The 24717-nt window shown below is 52.4% G+C and carries 25 protein-coding genes and 1 tRNA gene; 8 read left to right on the forward strand and 18 right to left on the reverse strand.

The features are described 5' to 3' along the window. Positions 1-7: 7 nt before the first annotated feature. The 9 genes from hemN to KZZ10_RS12745 form a co-directional block, all read right to left on the reverse strand. The gene (gene hemN / locus KZZ10_RS12705; protein ID WP_259661897.1) at positions 8-1405 is read right to left on the reverse strand and encodes an oxygen-independent coproporphyrinogen III oxidase; all 1398 of its coding nucleotides are present in this window, start codon (positions 1403-1405) and stop codon (positions 8-10) included. After that, positions 1387-2562, reverse strand: a complete 1176-nt coding sequence (locus KZZ10_RS12710) for an NAD(P)H-dependent flavin oxidoreductase (RefSeq protein WP_259661898.1) — start codon at positions 2560-2562, stop codon at positions 1387-1389. The genes hemN and KZZ10_RS12710 overlap by 19 nt, the downstream gene beginning before the upstream one ends. Positions 2563-2646: 84 nt before the next feature. After that, the gene (locus tag KZZ10_RS12715; protein ID WP_259661899.1) at positions 2647-4044 is read right to left on the reverse strand and encodes an FAD/NAD(P)-dependent oxidoreductase; all 1398 of its coding nucleotides are present in this window, start codon (positions 4042-4044) and stop codon (positions 2647-2649) included. Continuing rightward, positions 4041-4346, reverse strand: coding sequence for a (2Fe-2S)-binding protein (locus KZZ10_RS12720; protein ID WP_259661900.1), 306 nt, complete (start codon positions 4344-4346; stop codon positions 4041-4043). The genes KZZ10_RS12715 and KZZ10_RS12720 overlap by 4 nt, the downstream gene beginning before the upstream one ends. Further along, positions 4339-5451, reverse strand: coding sequence for an NAD(P)/FAD-dependent oxidoreductase (locus KZZ10_RS12725; protein WP_259661901.1), 1113 nt, complete (start codon positions 5449-5451; stop codon positions 4339-4341). Before KZZ10_RS12725 ends, KZZ10_RS12720 begins: the two co-directional genes overlap by 8 nt. Continuing rightward, on the reverse strand, positions 5448-6245 hold the full coding sequence (locus KZZ10_RS12730) for an ABC transporter permease (RefSeq protein ID WP_259661902.1): 798 nt from the start codon (positions 6243-6245) through the stop codon (positions 5448-5450). Before KZZ10_RS12730 ends, KZZ10_RS12725 begins: the two co-directional genes overlap by 4 nt. Next, entirely contained in the window at positions 6242-7102 is an 861-nt protein-coding gene (locus KZZ10_RS12735) for an ABC transporter permease (protein ID WP_259661903.1), read from the reverse strand. Before KZZ10_RS12735 ends, KZZ10_RS12730 begins: the two co-directional genes overlap by 4 nt. 3 nt (positions 7103-7105) lie before the next feature. Continuing rightward, positions 7106-8143 (reverse strand): ABC transporter ATP-binding protein, encoded by a 1038-nt coding sequence (locus tag KZZ10_RS12740; RefSeq protein ID WP_259661904.1) that lies wholly within the window; start codon positions 8141-8143, stop codon positions 7106-7108. A gap of 27 nt (positions 8144-8170) precedes the next feature. Then, positions 8171-9205, reverse strand: coding sequence for an ABC transporter substrate-binding protein (locus tag KZZ10_RS12745; RefSeq protein WP_259661905.1), 1035 nt, complete (start codon positions 9203-9205; stop codon positions 8171-8173). Positions 9206-9377: 172 nt separating this feature from the next. On the opposite strand from KZZ10_RS12745, the gene KZZ10_RS12750 reads away from it, so the two are divergent. Continuing rightward, entirely contained in the window at positions 9378-10313 is a 936-nt protein-coding gene (locus KZZ10_RS12750) for a LysR family transcriptional regulator (protein ID WP_259661906.1), read from the forward strand. A gap of 36 nt (positions 10314-10349) precedes the next feature. On the opposite strand, the gene KZZ10_RS12755 is transcribed toward KZZ10_RS12750, so the two are convergent. The 4 genes from KZZ10_RS12755 to KZZ10_RS12770 form a co-directional block, all read right to left on the reverse strand. Further along, a tRNA-Leu gene (locus KZZ10_RS12755) sits at positions 10350-10434 on the reverse strand. Positions 10435-10486: 52 nt separating this feature from the next. Then, positions 10487-10840, reverse strand: coding sequence for a Rap1a/Tai family immunity protein (locus KZZ10_RS12760; protein ID WP_259661907.1), 354 nt, complete (start codon positions 10838-10840; stop codon positions 10487-10489). Between the two features lie 43 nt (positions 10841-10883). Then, positions 10884-12065, reverse strand: coding sequence for a DUF3300 domain-containing protein (locus KZZ10_RS12765; protein WP_259661908.1), 1182 nt, complete (start codon positions 12063-12065; stop codon positions 10884-10886). Between the two features lie 22 nt (positions 12066-12087). After that, on the reverse strand, positions 12088-13146 hold the full coding sequence (locus KZZ10_RS12770; protein WP_259661909.1) for a serine hydrolase domain-containing protein: 1059 nt from the start codon (positions 13144-13146) through the stop codon (positions 12088-12090). Between the two features lie 155 nt (positions 13147-13301). On the opposite strand from KZZ10_RS12770, the gene KZZ10_RS12775 reads away from it, so the two are divergent. Genes KZZ10_RS12775 through KZZ10_RS12795 form a run of 5 tightly spaced genes read left to right on the forward strand, consistent with a single transcriptional unit; the run spans position 13302 to position 18591 of the window. Continuing rightward, positions 13302-14861, forward strand: coding sequence for an ABC transporter substrate-binding protein (locus tag KZZ10_RS12775; RefSeq protein WP_259661910.1), 1560 nt, complete (start codon positions 13302-13304; stop codon positions 14859-14861). 35 nt (positions 14862-14896) lie between these two features. Then, positions 14897-15814 (forward strand): ABC transporter permease, encoded by a 918-nt coding sequence (locus KZZ10_RS12780; RefSeq protein ID WP_259661911.1) that lies wholly within the window; start codon positions 14897-14899, stop codon positions 15812-15814. A gap of 1 nt (position 15815) precedes the next feature. After that, positions 15816-16643: an ABC transporter permease gene (locus tag KZZ10_RS12785; protein ID WP_259661912.1), complete on the forward strand. Its 828-nt coding sequence runs from the start codon at positions 15816-15818 to the stop codon at positions 16641-16643. Next, a complete protein-coding gene (locus tag KZZ10_RS12790) occupies positions 16640-17635 on the forward strand; it encodes an ABC transporter ATP-binding protein (RefSeq protein WP_259661913.1) in 996 nt (331 codons plus the stop codon). Before KZZ10_RS12785 ends, KZZ10_RS12790 begins: the two co-directional genes overlap by 4 nt. Then, on the forward strand, positions 17632-18591 hold the full coding sequence (locus KZZ10_RS12795) for an ABC transporter ATP-binding protein (RefSeq protein WP_259661914.1): 960 nt from the start codon (positions 17632-17634) through the stop codon (positions 18589-18591). Before KZZ10_RS12790 ends, KZZ10_RS12795 begins: the two co-directional genes overlap by 4 nt. Here KZZ10_RS12795 and KZZ10_RS12800 read toward each other — a convergent pair. From KZZ10_RS12800 to KZZ10_RS12810, 3 genes are read right to left on the reverse strand one after another with little or no spacing between them, the layout of a single operon-like run. Continuing rightward, positions 18573-19220, reverse strand: a complete 648-nt coding sequence (locus tag KZZ10_RS12800) for a class I SAM-dependent methyltransferase (protein WP_259661915.1) — start codon at positions 19218-19220, stop codon at positions 18573-18575. The two genes, KZZ10_RS12795 and KZZ10_RS12800, sit on opposite strands and share 19 nt — an antisense overlap. Positions 19221-19228: 8 nt before the next feature. Further along, the gene (locus KZZ10_RS12805; protein ID WP_259661916.1) at positions 19229-20191 is read right to left on the reverse strand and encodes a Bug family tripartite tricarboxylate transporter substrate binding protein; all 963 of its coding nucleotides are present in this window, start codon (positions 20189-20191) and stop codon (positions 19229-19231) included. Between the two features lie 39 nt (positions 20192-20230). Beyond that, the gene (locus KZZ10_RS12810) at positions 20231-20698 is read right to left on the reverse strand and encodes an Lrp/AsnC family transcriptional regulator (protein WP_259661917.1); all 468 of its coding nucleotides are present in this window, start codon (positions 20696-20698) and stop codon (positions 20231-20233) included. Between the two features lie 129 nt (positions 20699-20827). Between KZZ10_RS12810 and mdeB the strand changes: the two genes are divergently transcribed. After that, positions 20828-23464 carry an alpha-ketoglutarate dehydrogenase gene (mdeB, locus tag KZZ10_RS12815; protein ID WP_259661918.1) on the forward strand — a complete coding sequence of 879 codons (2637 nt, stop codon included), beginning with the start codon at positions 20828-20830 and terminating at the stop codon, positions 23462-23464. Beyond that, positions 23461-24054 (forward strand): PIN domain-containing protein, encoded by a 594-nt coding sequence (locus KZZ10_RS12820; RefSeq protein ID WP_259661919.1) that lies wholly within the window; start codon positions 23461-23463, stop codon positions 24052-24054. The genes mdeB and KZZ10_RS12820 overlap by 4 nt, the downstream gene beginning before the upstream one ends. A 2-nt stretch (positions 24055-24056) precedes the next feature. Here the strand turns inward: KZZ10_RS12820 and KZZ10_RS12825 are convergent, their stop codons facing one another. Further along, on the reverse strand, positions 24057-24443 hold the full coding sequence (locus KZZ10_RS12825; protein ID WP_259661920.1) for a type II toxin-antitoxin system VapC family toxin: 387 nt from the start codon (positions 24441-24443) through the stop codon (positions 24057-24059). Then, positions 24440-24685 carry a type II toxin-antitoxin system Phd/YefM family antitoxin gene (locus tag KZZ10_RS12830; protein ID WP_259661921.1) on the reverse strand — a complete coding sequence of 82 codons (246 nt, stop codon included), beginning with the start codon at positions 24683-24685 and terminating at the stop codon, positions 24440-24442. Before KZZ10_RS12830 ends, KZZ10_RS12825 begins: the two co-directional genes overlap by 4 nt. Positions 24686-24717: the final 32 nt, after the last annotated feature.

A 24717-nucleotide genomic window follows, 5' to 3' on the forward strand; every position in this document is an offset into this window, starting at 1 on the left:
TTGTTATTCAAATGACTTTTGAGTATTGCGCGTGTGTCTTTGCATCGCGCAAATGACGATCAAAACGCATCGCGACGATCCGCGCCAAGAAACGACCTCGCGGCGTGATTCTGATCTCAGACTCGTTGAGCGACACAAGCCCATCAGCGGCCAAGGATTGCAACTGCTCAAGCTCTTGGTCAAAGTATTCGGTAAAGCCGATATTCCAGCTTCTTTCAAAAATGGGGATATTGATCTCAGACTGACACAACAAATCGTGGATCGCTGCCCGTCGGATCTCGTCGTCGTTGGTCATTGTGAGCCCTTTACTCAAAGGCAAGTCGTTGCGATCTAGTGCCTCGTAATAGTCCGTTAGTAGCCGATGATTTTGCGCATAGGTATTACCAACTCGGCTAATGGCCGAAACACCCAATGCAATCAAATCGCAGTCGGCCTGCGTGGCATAACCCTGAAAATTACGCTGCAACGTCCCATGTTCTAGAGCTTGAGCGAGCTCATCTTCAGGTAAAGCAAAATGATCCATGCCGATGTAAACATAGCCAGCTGCCAATAGCGTATCGACTGCAAGCTTAAGCATCGCGAGTTTAGTGGCTCCGCTCGGCAAAGCAGATACCTCGATGCGCCGCTGAGGCATAAAGCGCTTGGGTAAATGAGCATAGCTATACAAAGCAATGCGATCTGGACGCCATTGCAAAACGGTTGCTAGCGTCGCGCGCATTGTCTCGGTGGACTGCAAAGGCAAGCCGTAGATCAAATCGATATTGATTGAGCCGAATCCGAGCGACCTCGCCTCAGACAGAACCGTTGCCGTTAGCTCAGCGGGCTGTATGCGATTGACGGCCTTCTGTACCGCAGGATCTAAGTCTTGCACACCCAGACTCATACGATTAAACCCATGTTTAGACAGCAGGGTTAGTGCACCAGCATTCAGACGCCGAGGATCAATCTCGATAGAGCACTCTGCGGCAGGCAAGAGCTCAAACGAAGCTTGCAACATTTGCATTAACTTATCGAGCTGCACGTTTGTCAGGAACGTGGGCGTGCCACCTCCAAGATGCAGTTGGCTCACTGAGGGTGCTTTCGCAAAACGACTGCGTACTAACAGAATTTCTTTTTGTAAGTAATCAAGATACAAGTCAGCACGCGCACGATCTTTCGTCGCGATTTTGTTACAGGCGCAGTAATAGCAAACCGTATCGCAGAACGGTACATGTATATAGAGCGACAGCGGGGCTTCGGCTATCGTCTCATGCCTCAGGCTCAGCGCATGCTCATATTGCTGAACCACACCGCCCTCTACAAAGCGATCTGCGGTGGGATAAGAGGTGTAGCGCGGACCGCTCCCTTCATAACGTACGATCAAATCCGCATCAAATTTGACCTGGCTTAAGCTGGCTGCATGCATAACTGACCGTACAGTAAATAATCAATAAGGTCTTTGACCGATCGCATCGCCTGCCCAAAGGGCAGCTGGCCTGCGCCCCGAAAGAACAGACCTTTTTGAATGTCGCCTTTGAGGGCTGCTACAAGCTTGAGATCAATACAAAATTGACCCACCTTGGCGTTCCCATCACGTAAGCCACACTGCGTCAGGCAGTCCATGCGCTGTGAACAGCGTCGTGGATCCGCCTTGGCACATGCCTGCATCCGAGGCTCGTGGCGCTGATATTGCCGCAGCCAGTGGGTAGAGACTGCGCGCGCTGGCAAGCCTGCGACGCTGGTGAACTCGACCATTTTTGACGGCTCAGCTTCCATCAGCACGCGCTTGAAGTCGATATGAGCGTCGCCCTCTTCTGTAACAGCAAAAGCTGTTCCTAACTGGACGGCACTTGCACCTGCACCCAGCCAATGACGGACTTTTTCATGCGAATCAATACCGCCCGCCAAAATTAACGGTGGCGCCTCCGCACCGAGCCCAAGTTCATTGAATAAAGCCTGGCATTGTTCAATGACAAGATCAAATTCAAAGCGCTCTGCATGCAGATCCTCGATGCGTGAAGCACCCAAATGGCCGCCCGCATGGCCGGGGTGTTCAAGAACAATAGCGTCCGGACAGCGGCCTTTCTTTAGCCATTTTTTCATGACAATCGCAACGCCACGAGACTCAGAAAGAATGGGGATAAGACCCACTTTGGGGAAGTCTGCGGTCATGTCAGGGAGATCAATGGGCAATCCAGCACCCATCACAATTGCTTGCGCACCGCTCTCGCAGGCCTGACGTACCAAGCCAGGATGGGCGCGCACCGCCTTCATCACGTTAACCGCTACAACGCCCTTACCTTGCGCGTGCGCTAACGCGGCTTTTATCTCTCGGTCAAGCGCGACCTCGTTCGTACGATCAATAAGGTCACGGTCACGGCAGTTCTCCGTTTGCGCAACCAGATCTGGATGGTGGTGGCGCAGATCAATGCTCGCAATAGTACCCATCGCGTTTTCGCGTGCGACAGCGCCTGCTAAACGGTGGGCAGACACGCCCACCCCCATGCCGCCCTGCACAATTGGGGATATCTTCTTACCAACGATGGAAAGCGGGACAAACCAAGAGTCTGAATATGTCGTCATGCAAACACATTACCGTAGGCTTAGGTGCGTGGCCCACGGCGACACGTCGTTTGTTTGATTCAAAACAAACTTTGGCTATTTTCTTCAATGCCAAATAGATTCGTCAGAGGACTCTGCCAAACCAGAAAAAGCGGCGACCGGCACAGGCTTTAGCGGCGCGCGGATTCGGTAGGCTCCAATTTCGTCTGGGGTTTTGTTTAGCTCTTTCGCAAGAATCTGGGTCACGACACCGCCACACACGCGGCCTTGGCAGGGGCCCATGCCACAGCGACTAAAAAACTTGGTCTGATTCGGTCCCTGGCAACCTAAACTTGCCATCTCCCGAATACGACCAGCTGTGACCTCTTCACAGCGACAAACAATCGCTTCATCAACCGGCTCGGTAATATCAGCAGGCGGGCAGTACAAGGCATCTAAAAATGGACGCACCCTAAGATCCCGATCGCGCGCACGATGATAGGGGACCACGTAGCGATCAAAATCACTACGCCCTATTTTTCCAAGCTCAAGCGCTGCGCCGAGAGCCGCCAAGGCGCCAGAGTTCTGTGCGGCAAGCGCACCGCCAATCGCAGCGCCGTCTCCAGCGATGCGAAATCCTGGCATGGAGGTCTGACCATAGGCGTCACACACAACATTAAAGGCACGCTGAGCATCACTCCAGACATGATCAACGCGCATCAGACGAGAAATCTGAGTGTTAGGAATGACACCATGATGCAACAAGACCAAGTCTGCTTCTAGGGTATGACGCGTCCCACCAGCTTGAAACGATAGACCTTCAGCCTGTACGCTACCCGTAATAGACAACGCGCTCGCGTTTCGAAACCAAGGCACGCCCGCGCGATGCAAACGTGCGATCATTTTGACGCCTTTGAACAAATACTCGGGGGCACCTAACGCTCTGGGCAAGTATTTAAGCGCATTCATTCGATTTGAGGCTGGGCTTGTTTCTACAATCCCGGCGATATCAGCACCTGCATCTAGGAGTTGGCAGGCGACTAGATACAGGAGGGGGCCACCACCGGCCAAGACGGTTCGACCAGCAGGTACACTGCCCGATGCCTTAAGTGCGATCTGAGCAGCACCTGCGTTCATCACACCGGGCAAGGTCCAGCCTGGTATGGGTGACGCGCGTTCGAGTGCACCAGACGCTGCAATGATCTGTGGCGCCTGAAACTGCAACGCGGCACCGTGTGCAAACGCGGTCACACTCAAGTTACGAGAAACATCCCAAACCAAAGCATCGTGCCGCGCATCCACGCCCGCTACGCGCATCGCCTCGACCAAGGTCGTGCCGTGCAAATAGTCCGCCCCGAGTAATTTCGCCACAGCAGGATGCACCGCCGAAACGTTTCGATAAATCTGTCCACCCGGTTCAGGCTGCTCATCAAGCAACACAGTCTTTAAGCCGAGTGTCGCCGCCATGGTGGCGGCAGCCATGCCAGCCGGGCCGGCGCCGATTACGATCAAGTCATGCGTCATGCTTGCGGCTCCAGGGCTCGCGCCCCATGTTGTAGGACGACTCTCATTCCCGGACACACTCGCACCATACAGGCCTGGACGTTTGCTCGACCATCCACCTGCACCAGGCAGTCAAAACAAACCCCCATTAAACAAAGAGGGGCACGCGGCTCTCCCGATACCGCAGTGTGCCGAAGGGGAGTCACGCCAGCCTGCATCAATGCCAGTGCAAGCGTCTGGTCCGCAGCGACCTGTATCTGTTTGCCGTCCACATACAGAGCAACGGTTCCAGACGTAGCGACCTCTGCCATTTGCTTAAACATAAAATCGCTCCGCTTTAAAAGACAATGTTTCCGTGGGCTGATCACCGCCACGGATCCAATTCGCTAGTGGACCAGCATGCTGCGCGGCCAACGTCACACCGCTATGGCAGGTGACGACAAATGCACCCGGAGACTCCGTTGATGCCTGATAAATCGGAAAACCATCAGGACTCATCACGCGCAGCGCACCCCATGTCCGAACAATATTTACGTGCTCTAGCAACGGAAACGCTAGCTGCGCACGTAGGGCGATACGCGAGAGCTGTGCAAGCGTGGTGCTGTCATCCAGGCCGACATCTTCTTGAGAATCCCCAATTTGCAGAACGCCCTCATGGGTTTGTCGTACATGCAAGGTCGGATATTTTAAAAACGGTTTGACACGCTCCGTCACTAAAATTTGACCTCGATTAGGAGCCACCGGTGCGCGTAAACCAACCATCGGAGCGAGATCGCGATTGCCCAAGCCGGCCGCAAGCACGACGCGCTTTGTATCAAAAATCTCACGATTTGTATGCACCTTAAAACCACCACCGGACAGAGTATCCATGGCACTCACGCGCACGCCGGATATCAGTTTTCCACCAGCGCTCTCGAAACCCTTGACCAAAGCATGTAATAAACGCAGCGGACTAGCATGTCCGTCGAGCGGACAATAGACGGCACCCGCTACAGCTGGGCCAGTCTCAGGAATCATTTCTTTAACCTTGCGTGCATCCCAGACCTCGAACGGGTAAACACCATCGAGTTTCTCGCGCAAAGCCGTCAGACGCGTGACACGATCGGACAGCTCTTTGTCGTTCAAACTGATGGAAATACCACCGGGTTGGGATAAGTCGGGATAGACACCCGTACGAGCCAGCAGCTCATCCGCGAAGGCCGGCCAAGCACTTGCCGAACCAATCGTCCAACGCGAGTAATCTGGGTTTTCTAATCCTTTGCCCTGCACCCAAACCAGTCCAAAGTTTCCGCGTGCAGCGCGATACGCATCGTCACCCTCATCAAGCAATGCGACGCGCTCCCCTTGCTTAGCCAAGCCATAAGCAACGGCCATTCCAACCATACCTCCGCCAATGACGATGGCATCCCAATCTTTTGAACTACTCATGTTTTTCCTGAGAGAACTTTATCAAGCCCGTAGAACCGATCGAGCGCCACCATCAAGACTAGCGTTAAGACAATCAGAACAGTCGACACAGATGCAAGCAATGGATCAATCGTGTGCGCAATATGGTTATACATTTTGACGGGTAGCGTTTCAGTCGTTGCTGAAGCCACAAAGATCGACATCGTCAGTTCATCAAAACTATTGATAAATGCGATGAGCCAACCACCAGCAACGCCCGGAAAAATGAGCGGTAATTCAATCTTGCAAAATACCGTCCAGCCGGATGCCCCAAGAGATTCAGCAGCTTGGCTCACGCTTCGATCAAAGCCTGTAGCTGCCGCAACCACCAAACGCAACACATAGGGCAATACGATCACAGTGTGGGCTAGCGTTAAGCCCCAGCCCGTGCTGGCGCCACCAATCTGCGTCAAAAATCGCAATAAGGCGATACCTAGAACAACATGAGGCACCATTAACGGAGATAACAATAAGCCCAGAATCGCATCGCGACCTTGAAATTGATGCCATGCAATTGCCATGCCCGCTGGCACCGCAACCAGTGTTGCGATTGTTGCAGCGGCGGCACCTAAGGCCAAGCTGCGCCAGAAGGCATCGATGAAGTCCGGGGCATCGAGTATGGCGCGATACCATCTTAGAGAGGCCCCATCAAAGGGCATGGAGATGTAGCCTTTGTTGGTAAACGAAACCAAGACGACCATCAATAGAGGCGCCAACATAAAAATGACAAAGAACCAATGAAAGGCAATTAAGGTAAGTGGATTGCGTGTTTTCATCGGAACACCTGCTTCCAACGACGCTCTACCAAGCGGTTTGCTAACAACGATACAGTCAAAACGATCACCACTAAGAGCACAGCAATTGTTGCGCCCAAGGGCCAATTTAAGTTTGCCAAAAACTCGTCATAAATTGTTGTCGGCACAACTTTTAGGCGACGACCCCCAATGATGGCTGGTGTCGCAAACGCGCTCGCCGCTGACGCAAACACAATGAGGCCGCCTGACAGCACGCCTGGAATCACTTGAGGAAAAACGATTCGCCACATCACTGTGAACATATTCGCACCCAAAGATTCGGCTGCCTGCTCTGTGGCGCGATCAAGTTTTTGCAGGGACGCCCAAACAGCGAGCACCATAAAAGGCATCAACACATGCGTCAGTGCGATCACGACACCTGTGAAGGTATAGAGCATTTTGATCGGCGCATCGATTAAGCCAATCATCAGCAAAGTTTTATTAATCAGGCCTTCGCTTCCTAACAATACGGCCCAACCAAGCGTACGCACCACCACTGAAATCAGCAGCGGCCCCAATACGACCACCATCGACACAGCGCGCCACTCAGACGACAGTCGACTCAACACATAGGCCTCTGGCACTCCAATGACGATGCAAATCAACGTCACAAGGAACGCCATACCGAAGGTACGCACGAAAATGACATGGAAATAATCATCGCTCAGGACCTCCGCGTAATTCGCTGAAGTCATCGTGCTACCCATCATCTGCGCAGCGTCGTAGGGGTAGAGACTCATCGACAGCGTCAACACTAAGGGAAGTGCGACCAATGCCAACATCACCAAGACACTCGGTGCGGTCAACCAGTAAGGCAGTGTGTTGCGTTGATCTTTCATGCTTTACGATAAATGACGCGCAATGACTCGCGCATGCTCAGTACGCCAACTCAAACCGACCTCATCCCCCTCCGCTACCGCTGGCAGCTCGACATTTGCTTGGGTGACTTGAATCAGTCCTAGATCAGTTTGAATTTGAAATAACCAGTGATGCCCCAAAAACAATCGCGCGGCAACGCTCCCACGAAGGATAGGATCCGTTTGGACAAAGCCGATTTTTTCGGGACGAATGATGTAGTCGACATCGCCTTCACAGGCATCCGCCAGGCAGGGCAGGATACGCTCCCCCACCGCAATACCCAGTGCGACACGCGCTCCTTCGAAGACGTTGGCTTTTCCTAGAAAGGTTGACGAGAAGCGTCCGTTAGGTTCCTCATACATCTCAACCGGCCGGGCTATTTGCTGAATGCAACCTTTATTCATGAGCACCACGCGATCAGCAAGAGTCATCGCCTCGGCTTGGTCATGTGTCACCATGATTGTTGTGATGCCAACACGACGCTGCAGCGCGCGCAACTCGATTTGCATCTCTTCGCGCAGCTTTGCGTCGAGAGCGCCCATGGGCTCATCTAGAAGCAGCACAGGTGGCTGTATGACCAAGGCACGCGCCATCGCAACCCGTTGCTTCTGACCACCTGATAGTTCGCTCGGATAACGTTGGGCAAAGGCACCAAGATGCACGAGATCCAGTGCCTCGGAGACCCTAAGGGCCAAATCTGGACTTGGCACTTTACGCATCTGCAAACCGAAGGCCACATTATCGTGAACCGTCATATGCGGAAATAATGCGTAACTTTGAAACACGACACCCAAACCTCGCTTGCTAGGCTTGAGGTCCGTGATGTCTTTTCCATCAAGAATGATGCTGCCAACCGTCGGCGGAGTGAAGCCGGCAACCATTTGCAAAGTCGTTGTCTTCCCACAACCCGACGGGCCAAGCAGACAAAGAAACTCGCCCTGCTCAACGGACAAACTGCAATCCTCCACGGCTGTGAAGTCGCCGTAACGTTTCACTAAACCCTTTAACTCAAGGAAAGCCATGGCAGGATCGTCCGTCTAATACCTTAGTTATTTCTCGACAACGCGATTCCAACGCTTCGTCCATTCAGCACGTTGTGCATTGATAATGTTGTAGTCCGCTGAGATTAACTTGTTGACTTTCTCTGGTCCAAAAACAACTCGCTCTGCAACCTTTGGGTCAAGCTTCGTGGTCTTATTGACAGGACCAAACCCAATCTCATTCGCCATTAAAGCCTGCACGTCCGCCGATACGATATGTTGCAAGAACTGTTGGCCCAGCTTTGGCTGAGGTCCACCTTCAACTACGCAGGCGGCCACCATCAGTGCAACCGCTCCTTCTTTAGGGTAAACAAACTGAACAGGTGCACCTTGATCAACGACAGACTGCACGCGTCCGTTACCCCAAACAACTAGCGCAGCTTCGCCCGTTTGCATCATTTGCGCCATTTTGCCTGGCGAAGGCTCCCAAGCAACAACGTTTGGAGCAACCTTTTTAGCCATCACCTCAAAGCCGGGGTCCATTTTTGCTTCGCTCCCGCCACTCAAGCGCGCCATCATCACAAGCGTGAGCAATCCATAGCCGTTGGTGATGGGTGGAATGACGACTTTGCCCTTATATTTCGGGTCCGTCAGGTCCTGCCACGAAGTTGGGGCGGGCCATCCATTTTTTGCAAAGATGTCTTTGTTATAAGCGAGGCCTGTCGCGATATAGGCAATACCAACGGACTTATCACCGATCATGCGTGCGTTTGGATAGAGCTCTTTCACCGTGCCCGCTTCTTCAACCTTGGAACACAGTCCCTGCCCCACGGCTTGATACATCGGACCATCATCGATGATTGCCAGCGACATTTCTTGCTTTGCTTTTTGTGCTTGAAGCTTGGCGAGAATGTCAGTTGAGTTACCAGCGATGTAAACGACTTTGCTCCCCGTTTTCGCTTCAAACGGAGGAATTATCTTTTCTTTAAATAGCTTTTCGGTCGAACCACCCGAACCACCCACGTATAAAGTCGTCTGTGCCGAAGCAAAACCGGCTGACAGGGCTAACACCGCTGCGCTCAAGACTGATATAGGTTTACGCATATTGATCTCCACTGTTTAAAAGGCGATGTCGCAAGACGACGCCAGACTGAGGGTGAACTAACCAAATCATCCTAGACCTCAATATTGAGAAATAAAATGCAAATTAATGATGCTATATATGCTCAAATGTTATAGATCACACCATAATTGGTGCGCATCGCGGAGATAAAGCATGAAACCCATCATCAACCTGAGGCAGATCGAAGCATTCCGCGCAGTCATGCTGACAGGCAGCGTCGTGGGAGCCGCCAAGTTCATGAACGTCACCCAACCGGGCGTGAGTCGCACGATTGGGTTATTGGAGCTGCATTTAGGCTATGCACTGTTCGAGCGGCGAGGTCGTCGTCTGATACCGACGCATGAGGCCGAGTCGCTTTATCGCGAGATTGAGCCGATCTACAGCAATCTTGAGCGTGTCAGTCATGTCGCACAAGATATTCGCTTTCAGCGCGCGGGGGCACTACGCATTGCAACGCTGCCGGCTCTCGCCCACTGGCTAGTTCCCAAAGCCATCACTCGTTTTCTCAAGACACGCCCAAACGTAAGCGTCTTTGTTCAAAGTTTGCCCTCTCGCCAGATCGGAGAGCTAGTGGCTACGCGACAATTTGACGTGGGTGTGGTTGAGTTCCCCCTGGTCAAGCCGGCCGTACAGGTTGAGCCCTTCGCCCCCATACAAACAATGGCTGTTGTGCCCACAAGTCACCCGCTCGCCAGCCGTAAGGCCATTTCCCTGAAGGATCTCGCAGGCGAGCGCATGGTCATGCTTTCACAACACACCTATATTCGCTACCAAATTGATGACGCATTTGCAAGCATGGGCGTCGCGCCGAAGGTTGTGATCGAGACACCGAGCTCCTCGATTGCTTGCGCACTCGTTGCTGCTGGCGCGGGGATCTCGTTAGTATCGCGATGGACGGTCGAAACCTTCACGGGTGTGGATTTGGTCGCGATTCCCGTCGAGGAAACCCTCACGTCACGCTATGCGATTATTTATCCTGATGGGCAAGCACCGATGATGCTCGCGCATGCCTTTAGCGAAGAGTTACGCGCGCTGATTGCCGAGACCGACAAGACGGCTCTGAACCAACCAAAGAATGGCGCCGTTTAGGGGCTAGAGCGGTCGGACCCTAGCGCCTGCTATTCATGGTGCCCCGAGCCGGAATCGAACCGGCACGCCCTAAGGCCTGAGATTTTAAGTCTCATATGTCTACCGATTTCATCATCGGGGCAACAGACAGAGGCGCCATTGTAGCGAAAGCGCCAAAACTGTTCAGAGAAGCCTTAGCAGGGAAAGCGGACAGGCAAAAACCGCATAATTGTGACGGCCGCTTTTTCTTGCAGATACTGGGGTCGCTCCATCGCCCACTTGATAAATTCCGCCAGCACCTCGTCGCGCGAGACGCCCTTGGGGGGCAAGCAGACGGTTGGGGCTGCCTTAGGGTCACGGCCCAATTGGTAGCCCTGATAGACGCCCTCGCCAAAGCCGTAACAAAACGTTTGAGATTCAATATCGGTGCGACTCTTGCACAATTGAATCATCGCCTCGGTCGTGACGCCTGCGGTAGGCACATTTTGTGCCAGGACTGTCGTTAAGGGCGATGCTGCGATCAGGATCATTGCTAAATATTTTTTCATCTTGTTGACTCCAAGTAGGTAGAGAGTTGACCTGCTGCAGACACTAGCGTCGGAAACCGCCACCAAAGTGTCCTCCGCCAAAGCCGCCACGACCACCACCGCCACCAAAGCGATCCCCCCCACCGAAACTCCTATCACCCCCACCGAAACTTCTGTCACCACCAGAGTTGCGGTCAGCACCGCCAAAACGGTCGCCAGAACCAGCATTGCGTTGGAACTCATTTTGCGCGTTCTGACGAGCCTGATCTGCACGCTGCCGCTCTTCCGGAGTCGCATTATTTTTCCAGTTGTTCACGGCACCTTGCTGACGGGCGAGATTATTACGATCCATGTCGCTTAAGTTGTTGCCACCAAAACGATTGCTAAGCGCAGCGTTGTTATAAGGGACCCCGTCACGATGGGCTGGATTATGCGCCCAGGTATTTGCGTCACCCACAAAATTCGATCGCTGATTGGCGACCGAGTTAAATCGGTTGTTGAAATTATTGAAGTTGTTGTTATTGATCGTGATCGATCCCGCCCCCCAATGTGGAGTGGACCAAAGTGCGGCGCCGACGGCCATACCAACACCAAAACTCATCAACCCCCATCCCGGGTTATACATTGGGTAAGGCGGGTAGGCTGCCCAAGGCCAAGCACCATAAACCATCATCGGGTTGTACGTGGGTACATACACAATCTGTGGATTGGATGGCACGATAATAATGTTGGCTTGTGGATCGCTCGATACCGTCACTTGCGAGTTCGAGCTTAAGTTACCAGCCTGCTTGGCTTTGGCGCGCAAAGCTTGCACCGCACGCATCAGGTCTTTGGGTTGCGCCAAGTAAGCATCACCCAATTTTTGCGTCCAGCCCAACTGGTTACCCATCAGATTTAATGCATCAGGAAACGTGACCAGCGATTTCACGCTGTTGTCCCATGTCTGAGGCTTGAGTGCCTCTTGCAATGCCGTGCCCGTTAGATGCGCGTTGTTACGCAACCAATTCGACGCCTCAGCGACCTCAAGCGGATAGGTCGAAGCCATCAACATTTGCGAGAGCAGAGAATCAGGATAGAGCGCGATCGACGAGACAAGTGACTCGAGTTGAGGCTGCGTTAAATTCGCAGCCTGGGGCGTCGGTTGCGCAAAGGCGGGTGCGACCAACGTCGTGCTGACGAGCAACGTACCGGTCGCTAAAGCGATGGCTAACGCTGCCGAGGCAGCCGAACGAGCAAATGTGTGCATGGAAGTCCTTAATTGCGTTGATCTAGGCCAAGGCCTTAACGGCTTGGTAGATTTTACCGAACACTGCGTCAGCGTGGGCTGAATTTAACCAGCGAATAATCACAACCATCTTCAGCTCAGGCTCGATCCATGTGAAGGAGCTCCCAGCACCCACAGCAAAATAACTAGAAGCAGGCACGCTTGGAAACACTTTTTGCTCCCCGTTGAGCCACACTAGGTAACCGTAGAACGGCGCCAGCGCGCAAGGCACCTGCATCCGCTTGATCCAGTCTTCTGACAAAACACGCTTGCCTTGAGCCATTCCGTTGTCGAGCATCATCTGGCCAACAAGCGCCTGATCTTCAGCGCTCACAGACATGCCGCCCCCCCAATGCGTCCCCCCCGGCACTGATTGCACACGCTTACCTGCGATTTCAACCCAGGCGTTGTCATAACCAACCCATTTCCAGTCTTCACTCGCACCCACCGGACGCATGATCGCCTCGCGAAATACTTCCGGCAAGGGGCGCTGGAACAAATGCAACAACGCCAAAGACAATTGATTAATACGGACGTCGTTGTACTCCCAATAGGTTCCAGCCTTTTGCAAGGGGCGAGCATCGCCCTTGACGCCGTCAGGCGCCTTGGCAAACGTCACGGCGCGATAGCGGTCGACCTGATCAGGCAGACCAAACAGGGTGCCCTCCCACTCGCTCGTCTGCTGCAACATCTGCGCCCAGGTCACCAACGCGTTGTTACCCGAGTCAAAACCGATTCCCTTCAGTTTCTTGCCGATTGGCTCATTGACATCGGTGATCAGACCGCGATCAACGGCAACACCAGCTAACAGGGCCAGATAAGTCTTAGCGACGCTAAAAGTCACGTCCGCACGTTTAGGTTCACCCCAGGAGGTCAGGGTTTTCCCTTGCAATAAAATTGTTCCGGAATTGGGTCCGCGCGAATGCACTGGACCATACAGCTTGTTATAGGGAGCAGGGTCCCCATGGTGCACACCCCAATTAGCACTTGTGCAATCCCGATCCCAGGTGCTTTCATGATCAATCGCAAACTGTACTGCTTGGTTGAGTGCTGGGTTCTGCATATAACGCCTTGTCGTAATTGTTAAAGAATAGGAAGCAAAGATAACCTAATCAGAGAAGTTTGGCACAGCACCTGCTTAGGGTTTACAGTTGCCTGAATGTTCAAATGACGGTTAAATGAATCTTTGTTTGCCATAAATCAAGATCGAGGAATGTTATGACCACAGCAAGCAGCGCTCGCAAACTCCCTTCGGCCCACAGACCACTACGGGCAGGCCTCGTTGCCTGTGCACTCGGGTTGTGCCTGGCATTGGCTCAACCGGTTCTGGCTGGAAAGAAAACCGATACCTTGGGCATGGCGTACGACCAAACGCCAGAAAACATCGACCCCTACTTCAATAACGTGCTTATTGGCGTCATTATTGCGGCGAACGTCTGGGACACGTTGGTTTATCGCGACCCAAACACAAACGAGTACAAAGGGCAGTTAGCTAAAAGCTGGAAACAAATAGATGATCGAACACTTGAGTTTGAATTGCGTGAAGGCATCAAGTTTCATAACGGCGAAGAGTTTGATGCGGACTCAGTCGTCTTCACACTGAACTATGTCTCGGACCCCGCCAACAAAGCAACGACTCAACAGAACGTACGTTGGATTAAACAGGTCGAAAAACTCGACAAGTTCAAAGTCCGCATCATCAGCAAAGAGCCCTTCCCCGCAGCGATTGACTACCTTGCCACCACACTGGCTATTCACCCTGCCAAATACTACAAAGAAGTTGGCCCAGCTGGGATGAACTTAAAGCCTGTTGGCTCCGGTCCCTACAAGATCATCGAACACATCCCAGGCAAGTCAGTCACCTTAGAGCGCAACAAAGACTACTTCAAAGATTCGCCCAAGACACAACCAACGATCGGCAAAGTCCGCATTCGCTTCATCCCTGACCGCCAAACGCAGATGGCTGAGGTGATGTCGGGTGGTGAAGACTTCATCATGCACGTGCCGAAAGATCAGGCCGAAAAACTGAAAAGTATTCCGCACTTACAAGTTGAAAGTGGCAACACCATGCGCATCGTGTTTTTACAAATGAACACGCGTGATGGGACGCCAGCGCCTGAACTCAAAGATATTCGTGTCCGCAAGGCCATCGCGCACGCGATCGACCGTCAGGCCATCCTCAAGAATATCGTGGGTGGTGGCGAAATCCTTAATTCGATTTGTACGCCTTCACAGGTTGGCTGCACGAGCGAAGGCATCACGCAATATAACTACGATCCAGCGCTATCCAAAAAATTGCTTGCAGAAGCCGGTTTTCCGAATGGATTCACCGTTAGCATCAACGCCTATCGCGAGAGACCTCAGACAGAAGCGATGATCAACTATTTGCAAGCTGTGGGTATCAAAGCCAATCTCGGCTTCATGCAGTACGCAGCAATGCGAGATCTTGCCCGCTCAAACAAAACAGCCCTGACCCATCAGACATGGGGCTCGAACCTCGTCAATGACTTATCTGCTTCAACTCCCGTATATTTCGGCGGGGGTAGTGATGACGTTAGCCGCAACCCAGAGGTCATTGAGCTCTTGAATAAAGGCGATAACGCTGTCGCACTGAAAGATCGCCAAGCCTATTACAAAAAGGCGTTGAGTATCATTGCTGATCAAGCCTATGCGGTGCCGCTCTGGTCTTTGCCTGTGTATTACGTGGCAAGCAAGGATGTCAAATTCAAGCCCTACCACGATGAACTCGTGCGTTTCTGGGAAATGAGCTGGAAATAACGCGTTCAGCGCACAAGTAACACAGGTAGCACCCCATGCTGGGATACATCTCTAAACGACTAGGACTCGCCGTCCTAGTCGCGCTGACGGTTTCGATCATCGCTTACATGTTGCTCTATCTTTCCGGCGATCCCGCCTTGGCGATCGCTGGGGAAGGCGCGCGTCAGGCCGATATTGACATGGTGCGCAAAACCTATGGTTTTGATCAGCCCATCATCGTTCAGTTCGGGAATTGGGTACTCAAGCTAATCAGTGGCGATCTAGGTACCTCGATCTATTTCAAGACAGATGTGGGGCCCTTAATCCTCAGCAAGCTCAAAACGACCATGTTGCTCGCGCTGTATGCACTCGCGTTTGCCTTGTTAGTTTCGGTGCCCTTGGGTGTTCTTGCTGCCATCTATAAAAATAGTTGGATCGATCGTCTGTGTCTTGCAGTTGCCGTGGTTGGCCAAGCCATGCCCAACTTCTTTTTTGCGCTAATTCTGATCATGCTGTTTTCAATTTCTTGGCGCTTGCTCCCGGTCTCAGGCAGTGATACTTGGCAGCACTTCGTTATGCCCGCAATCACGCTTGGTTATTACGCAGCGCCTGCTTTTATGCGTCTGATACGCGCAGGCATGATTGAAGTGCTTGGGGCGGACTATATTCGTACCGCGCGGGCAAAAGGTTTACCGACACGCACTGTCGTGTTTAAACATGCTTTACGTAACGCAATCGTGCCCGTGGTTGCGCTCGCGGCGGTTCAATTAGGCTTTCTGCTGGGTGGCTCGATCGTGATCGAAACGATTTTCGCGCTAGATGGCCTAGGCTACCTTGCTTATCAAAGCATCACACACAAAGACTTTCCAGTGACGCAAGTGATTGTGCTCTTACTTTCGGTTATCTATATCTTGTTAACACTGGCGTCTGATATCGCCAATGCTTGGCTCGACCCACGTATTCGGGTGGCCTGACATGTTGAACAACAAAGCGTTGCTATTTGGCTGTGGGCTTCTCGTTTTTATCATCGCGTGTGCCTTACTTGCACCGTGGATCTCGCCACACGATCCATACTTTCAAGATCTCACCAATCGAACAGTTCCACCCTTCTGGTACGAGAAGGGAACATGGCTTCACCCGCTAGGGACTGACCAACTCGGTCGAGACTATTTGTCTAGACTCATTTATGGTGCACGGATCTCCTTGCTGATCGGCATCAGTGTCGCCATCATCTCAGGGCTCATTGGCACGACGATGGGGATGTTGGCAGGCTACTTTGGCGGCAAGATTGACATGCTGGTGTCTTTCTTTGTGACCACTCGCTTATCAATGCCAGTCATTCTGGTTGCACTTGCAACCGTCGCGTTAGTCGGCAGCTCGCTATGGATCGTCATCATGGTGCTTGGCTTACTGAAGTGGGATCGCTTCGCAGTCGTCATGCGCAGTGCAACTCAGCAAGTGCGCTCGATGGAATACGTGTCAGCTGCGCAATCAGCGGGCGCCTCGACCCTGCGGATTATGTTGACCGAGGTGCTGCCGAACGTCATGCCCCATTTGATCGTGATCGCCACACTCGAAGCGGCTAGTGCCATCTTGTTGGAAGCAGCGCTCTCGTTTCTAGGGCTTGGCGTACAGCCTCCTCTGCCCTCTTGGGGACTAATGATCTCGGAAGCCAAATCTTATATGTTCTTCTCTTTTTGGCTAATTGCGATTCCGGGAACGGCGCTCGCCGTGCTGATCTTCGCGATCAATCTTGCGGGTGATGGTTTGCATCAAGTGTTAACTCCGGGTGAGCGCGCATGACGATCGACTCTAACGAAGTTGTGCTTGATGTTCAAGGTCTTACTGTTGACATCAGAACACCACGCGGCGTATTGCATGTGGTGCGTGATATTTCTCTGCAGGTAAAGCGCGGCGAAACACTGTGTATCGTCGGAGAATCTGGTTGCGGTAAATCCATCACTTCACTATCGATGATGGGCCTTTTACCTAAAACAGCCACGCGCAACAGCCGTGTCTTCAATTTTTTAGGCGAAGATATCGCGCGAGCCGACAAGCATCGCATTAATGATTTGCGCGGCAATCGGATGGCAATGATTTTTCAGGAACCGATGACGGCGCTGAATCCAGCCTATACCATCGGGGATCAACTGACCGAACACTACCGCCATCACAAGCATGCCTCAGCAGAGGAAGCCCGCACACGCGCAGTTGCCCTACTCGAGAAAGTCGGCATCGCCTCGGCTGCCGAGCGCTTAGGGCAATATCCGCACCAGCTCTCTGGTGGTTTGCGTCAGCGTGTCATGATTGCGATGGCGCTCATGTGTGGGCCCGAGTTGTTAATCGCAGATGAACCAAGCACTGCACTAGACGTAACAATTCAGGCGCAAATCCTGCGACTGCTTGCTGACTTGCAAGCCGAACTGGGCATTGCAATGGTACTCATCACGCACGATTTAGGCGTAGTCGCTCGTATCGCTAATCGTGTAGCAGTCATGTACGCGGGGCAAATTGTTGAGGAAGGTCTTACAAAAGATATATTTGCGTCGCCTCAGCATCCTTACACACGCGGACTGATTAGTTGCATTCCGATTCCAGGGCGAACAATCCCCGGTGGCAAGCTGGGAACAATTCCTGGGGTCGTGCCCTCTTTAATTGGCGAAATCAAAGGGTGCGCTTTTAAAGACCGTTGCGCCTCGGCTCAGGAACGCTGCAGCGGTGAAATTCCTTTGCGTAAAACAGCACTAGGACAGCAGTGGCGCTGCATCCTCGAACATGAGGAGATCGCGAGATGAGCGCCCTCATACAAACGACAAATCTGCAGCGTACGTTTACCGTCAGTGCTGGCCTCTTTAAGCCAAAACAGACATTACACGCTGTCAACGGCGTAGACCTTTGCGTGAATCGCTCAGACGTCTTAGGTGTTGTTGGCGAGTCAGGTTGTGGCAAATCTACGCTTGCGCGAATGTTGCTTGGACTGACACCCCCAACACAGGGAAGCGTCCAGATCGACGGGCAAGACATCAGTAAAATTGATCGACGAGAGCTTGCGCGACGCGTACAGCCGATCTTTCAAGACCCATACTCCTCTTTGAATCCGCGACGCACCATCGCCTCCATCGTTTCTTTCCCGTTGGATGTTTTAGGTATCGGTTCAACGGAAGAGCGAAAGAAAAAATCTTTAGAGATGCTCGAGCGTGTTGGCTTACCCGCCCGTTACGCAAACAACACTCCCGGCCAGCTCTCTGGAGGTCAGCGACAGCGTGTTGCGATCGCACGAGCGCTCGTCATCAACCCCGAAATTGTGATTTGCGATGAGCCGACGTCAGCGCTGGATGTGTCAGTGCAAGCGCAGATCTTGAACTTGCTGTTAGACCTGCGTAAAGAATTTAATCTGACCTATGTGTTCATTAGTCACAACTTGGCAGTTGTGGAGCACATCGCGACGCAGGTAGCCGTGATGTACTTGGGGCGCGTCGTTGAATTGCGCCAAACTGCGGAACTGTTTAAAGAGCCGCGCCATCCGTACACGCAAGCTCTTCTAGCCTCTGTGCTGACCCCTGAACCTGGTCTCGGCATCCCAGATACAGGCTTGGGACTTTCCTTTCCGGATCCTTTGCATCCCCCGACTGGTTGTGCCTTTCACCCACGCTGCGCGCAGCGCAAGCCTGAATGCTCGACGAGCCACCCTCTCCTTAGGCGCGATGCCCAAGGAGAGGTGGCCTGCCATCTTTATCCTTCGAACCGATAATCAAACGCCCAGTAATACTGCCAGGTCGTATAGGAAAACTGTTGCGAAAAAGAAGATACGAGGTCCGTCAATTCGAACTCCGTAGGGTAATTTTTTAAGACCTTGTGCGTCGATCCGTCGGAAAGCGGACGCGTTTGATAGGTATTGCCAGCCACATCGCGATCCGAGAGCGGCGTGCTATTGCCCTCGACATACAAGTTATCTAAAAATATGACACGTGCACCTGGCTTGAGAAAGCGATTTAGATCACTCAAGTAGCCGGATAGTTTTTCCAGCGGTATGTGCGAAAACCAAAAGCCTGCGAAGACCGCATCAAACTTCTGCCCTACCAGTGGCATCTGATAGGCATCACCGACCACCCAATCTACGCCCGCGCATCCAGGCCGGGCTTGTGCAATAGACAAGGTTTCTTGCGAAGCATCTAACGCCACCATACGCTTTGCACTGGGAGCAATAAACTGCGTCCAATAGCCGGTTCCAGCAGCTACCTCCAGAACCTCGCACTGTGCAAACTTTGAGGGTAGCCACTGCTCTATTGCACGGAGATCTTGCTGTCGCTCGGGCTTAGCGTAGATCTTGTCATACTCTTTTGCCCGAGCCGCGTAATAGTCTTTCATTTCGACAGACATTGAACACTCTATTTCATTGCAGCCACTAACGGCTTAAGCTCTTCACGAATCACTTCGAGGGACTTAGTGAAATCAGCACCCGACATATAGGCCAAGACAGCTGCATCGTTTTTGACCGTTGCAACAAAAGCTGGGTCTGCAATCGTGTCCTTGATAGCCTGCTGAAAGCGGTTTGCAATGTCATCGGGGAGCGCCTTGGGGCCCGCGATCGCACGCTCAGAGGTCACACGGACTTTGATGCCTGATTCATCGATTGTTGGCACATTAGGGATTGCGGACACTCGCGTCGGATTCATCACGGCAACTGGTGTGATAGTTTTCATATCGCCATAACCAGCAAGATATTCACCCACGCTTGCAATAGCGAAATCAACGTGCCCTCCAATCAAGGCGCTCTTGAACTCCCCAGCTCCTTTGAAGGCGATGTCCGTGCCTTTCACGTTAGCAGCCGATTCGATCTTAAGCAGAGCCTGATGTCCGCTGGTGCCGCGGCCGCTTGTGGCAAAGGAGAGCGAACCGGGATCTTTTTTAAGCGCCTCCAGAATCGCTGGGATTGTTCGATTTTTGGCATCCGAACGAACCATCAACACGGCTGGGTCATCGACGACGCGCGCAATGATTCGCACATCGTCGGTTTTATAAGACGCCTGTTTATACATTGGAATAAAAACAAACCCGGGCACATTAATGAAGCCGACGGTGTAGCCATCAGGCTTTGCACGGGCCAAATACGCGGTCGAAATTTCACCGCCCGCGCCTGGTTTGTTCACAACGACAATCCGCGCCTTACCGCCAAGTTTCTTTTCTAAAAATGGGACAAGCGCGCGTGCCATTAAGTCAGTTCCACCACCTGGGGCGAAACCCACCACTAACTCAATCGTTTGATCATCGGGCCAAGCGGCCATGCTGGGTGCGCACAGCACGCTAAGTGCTAGCGCCGCCGACCAAGCTTTAATTTTGCGAACAGACATAGATTTTCCTTTGAACAAGTTTGGCTATCAATAATCCCATCATACTGGTAAAGGCAGCGCAGTCTTGTAGCGCACCTGTTTCAACGCGAAACTCGAGCGAATTTTTTCAATTCCCGGAATCGACGTGAGTTGCTCGAGAATAAATTTCTCGAGTGCGGCGATATCAGCAACCGCTACACGAATTAAATAATCGCTGTCGCCGGTCATCAAGTAACACTCCATCACCTCATCATGCTCGCTGATTCGCTGCTCAAAATGTGCAAGGGCCTCTTTGCTTTGGCTCTGCAAACTGATGTTGATGAACACATTCAATCCCAAGCCCAGTGCGGCGGCATTGGTCAGCGCCACGTACCGATCAATCACACCGGAAGCCTCCAGCGCTCGTACCCTTGCCAGACAAGGGGAGGGGCTCAAATGAATTCGCCGAGCGAGTTCTATATTTGAAAGTGCCCCATCATTTTGAAGCTCAGCCAATATCTTTAAATCAATAGAATCCAAGGCATTCATTCTGAATTTGTAACTTTTATAAGCATTAAATACTGAAATTATAGTATTTTGTTACAAAATTAGGCATCTCATGCTGTGCAGAAGTATTTAGAATGTTAGTTATATTCCAATCTAGACTTCTTCTACCGCATGAACGCCTCTATCGACCCCCGTATCAGCTCCTGGATTAGCCAAGCACCCGACACCGACAGTGCGGAAACCAAGGAATGGCAAGACGCCTTCCGCGCAGTGCTAGAGCAGGCGGGACCCGAACGCGCCAAGTTTTTACTCGACGCGCTAGTGCGCGCGGCTCACACGGTCAAGCTCGGGTGGCATCCGGATCTGAACAGTCCTTACGTCAACACCATCTCCGTCGATCAACAGCCTGCCTTCCCCGGTGACCTTGCAATAGAGGAGCGCCTGGCATCGATCATGCGTTGGAACGCCTTAGCCATGGTCGTGCGTGCTAACAAAGCCTATGGAGAACTCGGGGGTCACATCGCAAGCTACGCCAGCGCGGCCGATCTGTTTGAGACCGGTTTCAATCACTTCTTTGAGGCGCGTCGCGGCACGGGTCCAGGCCAACACCGTGGCGACTTAGTGTTCTTCCAGCCCCACAGCGCTCCAGGCGTGTATTCCCGTGCGTTTCTTGAAGGCCGACTCAGTGAGCAAGACTTAGAACACTATCGCCAAGAAATTCAGGCAATCGAACACGGAGCCCAAGGATTATCCAGCTATCCTCACCCTTGGTTGATGCCTGATTTTTGGCAATTCCCAACGGGCTCGATGGGTATCGGCCCAATTAGTTCGATTTACCACGCACGCTTCATGCGCTATCTGACACACCGCAATCTACTCGATTGCTCTAACCGCAAGGTCTGGGGCGTATTTGGTGATGGCGAGATGGATGAGCCCGAGTCCATGAGCGCCCTGACCTTGGCTGCGCGCGAAGGATTAGACAATCTCGTGTGGGTCGTGAACTGCAATCTGCAGCGTCTCGATGGCCCCGTACGCGGCAATGGTCGCATCATTGATGAGTTAGAAAAACTGTTCACTGGTGCAGGTTGGAATGTCATTAAGTTAGTGTGGGGAAGCGACTGGGATGGTCTCTTCGCAAGAGATGTGACAGGTGCGCTGACCCGTGCCTTTGCAGATACGGTAGACGGCCAAATGCAAACTTTTGCCGCCAAAGATGGTCGTTTCAACCGCGATAACTTCTTTGGACAAAACGAAGAGCTCGCGCGTTTGGCACAAGGAATGACCGATGACCAAATCGATCGACTCAAGCGTGGTGGACATGATTTGGTCAAAATTCATGCAGCCTATGTTGCGGCTGCTAACCATAAAAATCAACCCACAGTGATTTTGGCGCATACCAAAAAAGGCTATGGGATGGGCAGCGCTGGGCAAGGAAAAATGACCACGCACAGCCAAAAGAAATTTGATGAAACCGACTTGCTTGAGTTTCGCAATCGTTTCAACCTGCCCTTAACCGATGAGCAGGCCACCTCGTTAAGTTTTTACAAACCCGAGCCTGACAGCCCAGAAATGAAATACCTGCAGGCACAGCGTCAGCGTCTCGGCGGCTACTTACCAAAGCGCGAAACTGTTTGTGAAAAAATTAATGTGCCTGCCATTGAGCAACACAGCGGCTTTGCACTGAAAGCAGACGGCAAGGAAATGAGTACAACCATGGCGTTCGTTCGAATGCTGGGTAACTTACTTAAAGATACAGAGCTTGGTCCACGCATTGTGCCGATCGTCGCCGATGAGGCACGTACGTTCGGAATGGCCAACCTCTTTAAACAGGTTGGTATCTATTCCAGCGTCGGCCAGCGCTACGCGCCTGAGGATATTGGTTCTGTCCTAAGCTATCGCGAAGCCTTGGATGGTCAGATTCTTGAAGAGGGTATTTCTGAGGCCGGTGCTATTGCGAGCTGGACCGCTGCAGCAACAAGCTACAGCGTGCACGGCTTAGCGATGCTGCCCTTCTATATCTATTACTCCATGTTTGGCTTCCAACGGGTAGGGGACCAAATCTGGGCGGCGGCAGATCAACGGCCTCGCGGTTTCTTATTAGGTGCAACCTCTGGCCGCACGACGCTCGGCGGTGAAGGCCTACAGCATCAAGATGGTTCGAGCCATCTGCACGCCGCAACGATTCCAAACTGCAAGGCGTACGACCCTGCCTTCGCAGGAGAAATGGCTGTGATCGTCGATCAAGGCATTCGCGAAATGATGGTTGAGCAACGTGACGTTTTTTATTACGTCACCCTCATGAACGAAAACTACGCGCAACCCAGTCTACCCGAGGGTATCAACGAGGGCGTGCTCAAGGGCTGCTACTTGTTCAACACCTATCGCGCAAAGAACCAAAAGAGCTGCGTCACGCTTTTAGGTTCCGGTGCAATTCTGACCGAAGTCATCAAAGCGGCCGAACAACTTGCTGCTCAAGGAGTCACAACATTTGTTTACAGCATTACCAGCTGGAGTGAACTCGCACGCGATGGTGTTGCCTGCGAGACTGCTCTCCTGAAGGATGAGGCTCCTCCCGGGACACCCTACTTATATCAGCAACTAGAGCATAGTGAAGGACCCATCATCGCAGCGACGGATTATGTCCGAGCCTTGCCTGAATCAGTGCGCGCCTATGTGCCAGCCGGACGGCGCTATTTGACGCTTGGCACCGATGGCTTCGGCAGAAGTGATACCCGTGCGGCGCTCAGATCTTATTTTGGTGTCGATGCAGCAACGATTTCACGTGCTGCATTGCGCGCCCTAAAATGACGGCTGAGAGTCGCCCTGCCCTCGTGCTCGACGCCTGCGTGATGATGTCCGGTTTACTCAGGCCCTTGCTGCTGGATTTAGCCGCAGCAGGCTTGTTCGCTCCCCTGTGGACCTACAAGATTGGTCAAGAGTGGCAACGCAACGCCGCGCGACTATGGGATATCGAACCGCACGTGCTTGAAACCGAATGGTCGCGGATGCAAGAGCGCTTTCCATTCGCCGACATGGGGGATGTGACGGAATATGAAGCCACCCTTAAACACACTGACAAAAAAGACAAACACGTTGCCGCTGCAGGTGTGGCGGCTATCGTAAAGACCGACTGCTTGCCGATTAGCGTCGTGACCTGGAACACCAAAGATTTCAGCCGCTCAGAGCTGCGTCGCCAGCAGTTAGGGCTCATTGACCCTGATCGCTTGTTGTCACAATGGTGGCCTACACATGAGCAACTTTTGCGCCATCACATTGAAGCAACGATTCAGGCACTGATAGACACGGGCCGCCGCCAACCGGAAGCGACCATCCCAATGCTCAAACGCGATCGACTATTTAGACTCGCAGGCTGCTACGATCGGTCTCTCACTGCGTGACGCTAAATTAAACGAACGGAACCAGAGTACTGCCCGACAACTTTGTCGGACGTCAGTAAGGTAATTCCTTCGGCATCCGCCTGCGCGAGCAGCATACGATCAAACGGATCTTTGTGCATACCAGGCAATACCTCGACTGCAAGCGCATGCACAACTGTGATGCTCAGCTCACTATAGCCATTGTCGAGCAAACCGCGCCGCAAGACGCGTGCGTTCACATCGAAATCCGCCCTACCCAAGCTCTGTTTGATTGAAATTTCCCACAAACTCGCTGCGCTGAAAAACAATTCGCTGTCTGGATGCGCAATGAGTTCTTGCGCTTGTTTCGATAGTTTTTCCGGTTGACTCGCAGCCCAAAGCAACAGATGAGTATCTAATAAAAACTTCATAACTTCCCACTAAACATCTGTTCGATTTCGGCCTGACCCATGTTGTCAAAGTCATCTGGAATCGCAAATTGATCTTGTAAAAACCCGAGCCGTTTGGGAGGCCTCGGTTCTGCGGCCTGGTATGGTACGACAAGCACCATGGGCTTACCGGCCTTAGCTATGACAAAAGAATCACCCTTTGTTGCCTGGTCAATCAACTTGGATAGGTGAGTTTTTGCTTCGTGAATGTTGACTGTTTGCATGACATTCTCAGATCCATAATAAACTAAACTAA

It is taken from the genome of Zwartia hollandica (genome assembly GCF_019923725.1).
Lineage (GTDB): Bacteria > Pseudomonadota > Gammaproteobacteria > Burkholderiales > Burkholderiaceae_B > Zwartia > Zwartia hollandica.

What these genes read in the sequence shown, in the direction of transcription:
- hemN (WP_259661897.1), bottom strand. Translation starts at nt 1,405, where the DNA reads ATGCATGCAGCCAGCTTAAGCCAGGTCAAATTTGATGCGGATTTGATC.
- KZZ10_RS12710 (WP_259661898.1), bottom strand. Translation starts at nt 2,562, where the DNA reads ATGACGACATATTCAGACTCTTGGTTTGTCCCGCTTTCCATCGTTGGT.
- KZZ10_RS12715 (WP_259661899.1), bottom strand. Translation starts at nt 4,044, where the DNA reads ATGACGCATGACTTGATCGTAATCGGCGCCGGCCCGGCTGGCATGGCT.
- KZZ10_RS12720 (WP_259661900.1), bottom strand. Translation starts at nt 4,346, where the DNA reads ATGTTTAAGCAAATGGCAGAGGTCGCTACGTCTGGAACCGTTGCTCTG.
- KZZ10_RS12725 (WP_259661901.1), bottom strand. Translation starts at nt 5,451, where the DNA reads ATGAGTAGTTCAAAAGATTGGGATGCCATCGTCATTGGCGGAGGTATG.
- KZZ10_RS12730 (WP_259661902.1), bottom strand. Translation starts at nt 6,245, where the DNA reads ATGAAAACACGCAATCCACTTACCTTAATTGCCTTTCATTGGTTCTTT.
- KZZ10_RS12735 (WP_259661903.1), bottom strand. Translation starts at nt 7,102, where the DNA reads ATGAAAGATCAACGCAACACACTGCCTTACTGGTTGACCGCACCGAGT.
- KZZ10_RS12740 (WP_259661904.1), bottom strand. Translation starts at nt 8,143, where the DNA reads ATGGCTTTCCTTGAGTTAAAGGGTTTAGTGAAACGTTACGGCGACTTC.
- KZZ10_RS12745 (WP_259661905.1), bottom strand. Translation starts at nt 9,205, where the DNA reads ATGCGTAAACCTATATCAGTCTTGAGCGCAGCGGTGTTAGCCCTGTCA.
- KZZ10_RS12750 (WP_259661906.1), top strand. Translation starts at nt 9,378, where the DNA reads ATGAAACCCATCATCAACCTGAGGCAGATCGAAGCATTCCGCGCAGTC.
- KZZ10_RS12760 (WP_259661907.1), bottom strand. Translation starts at nt 10,840, where the DNA reads ATGAAAAAATATTTAGCAATGATCCTGATCGCAGCATCGCCCTTAACG.
- KZZ10_RS12765 (WP_259661908.1), bottom strand. Translation starts at nt 12,065, where the DNA reads ATGCACACATTTGCTCGTTCGGCTGCCTCGGCAGCGTTAGCCATCGCT.
- KZZ10_RS12770 (WP_259661909.1), bottom strand. Translation starts at nt 13,146, where the DNA reads ATGCAGAACCCAGCACTCAACCAAGCAGTACAGTTTGCGATTGATCAT.
- KZZ10_RS12775 (WP_259661910.1), top strand. Translation starts at nt 13,302, where the DNA reads ATGACCACAGCAAGCAGCGCTCGCAAACTCCCTTCGGCCCACAGACCA.
- KZZ10_RS12780 (WP_259661911.1), top strand. Translation starts at nt 14,897, where the DNA reads ATGCTGGGATACATCTCTAAACGACTAGGACTCGCCGTCCTAGTCGCG.
- KZZ10_RS12785 (WP_259661912.1), top strand. Translation starts at nt 15,816, where the DNA reads ATGTTGAACAACAAAGCGTTGCTATTTGGCTGTGGGCTTCTCGTTTTT.
- KZZ10_RS12790 (WP_259661913.1), top strand. Translation starts at nt 16,640, where the DNA reads ATGACGATCGACTCTAACGAAGTTGTGCTTGATGTTCAAGGTCTTACT.
- KZZ10_RS12795 (WP_259661914.1), top strand. Translation starts at nt 17,632, where the DNA reads ATGAGCGCCCTCATACAAACGACAAATCTGCAGCGTACGTTTACCGTC.
- KZZ10_RS12800 (WP_259661915.1), bottom strand. Translation starts at nt 19,220, where the DNA reads ATGTCTGTCGAAATGAAAGACTATTACGCGGCTCGGGCAAAAGAGTAT.
- KZZ10_RS12805 (WP_259661916.1), bottom strand. Translation starts at nt 20,191, where the DNA reads ATGTCTGTTCGCAAAATTAAAGCTTGGTCGGCGGCGCTAGCACTTAGC.
- KZZ10_RS12810 (WP_259661917.1), bottom strand. Translation starts at nt 20,698, where the DNA reads ATGAATGCCTTGGATTCTATTGATTTAAAGATATTGGCTGAGCTTCAA.
- mdeB (WP_259661918.1), top strand. Translation starts at nt 20,828, where the DNA reads ATGAACGCCTCTATCGACCCCCGTATCAGCTCCTGGATTAGCCAAGCA.
- KZZ10_RS12820 (WP_259661919.1), top strand. Translation starts at nt 23,461, where the DNA reads ATGACGGCTGAGAGTCGCCCTGCCCTCGTGCTCGACGCCTGCGTGATG.
- KZZ10_RS12825 (WP_259661920.1), bottom strand. Translation starts at nt 24,443, where the DNA reads ATGAAGTTTTTATTAGATACTCATCTGTTGCTTTGGGCTGCGAGTCAA.
- KZZ10_RS12830 (WP_259661921.1), bottom strand. Translation starts at nt 24,685, where the DNA reads ATGCAAACAGTCAACATTCACGAAGCAAAAACTCACCTATCCAAGTTG.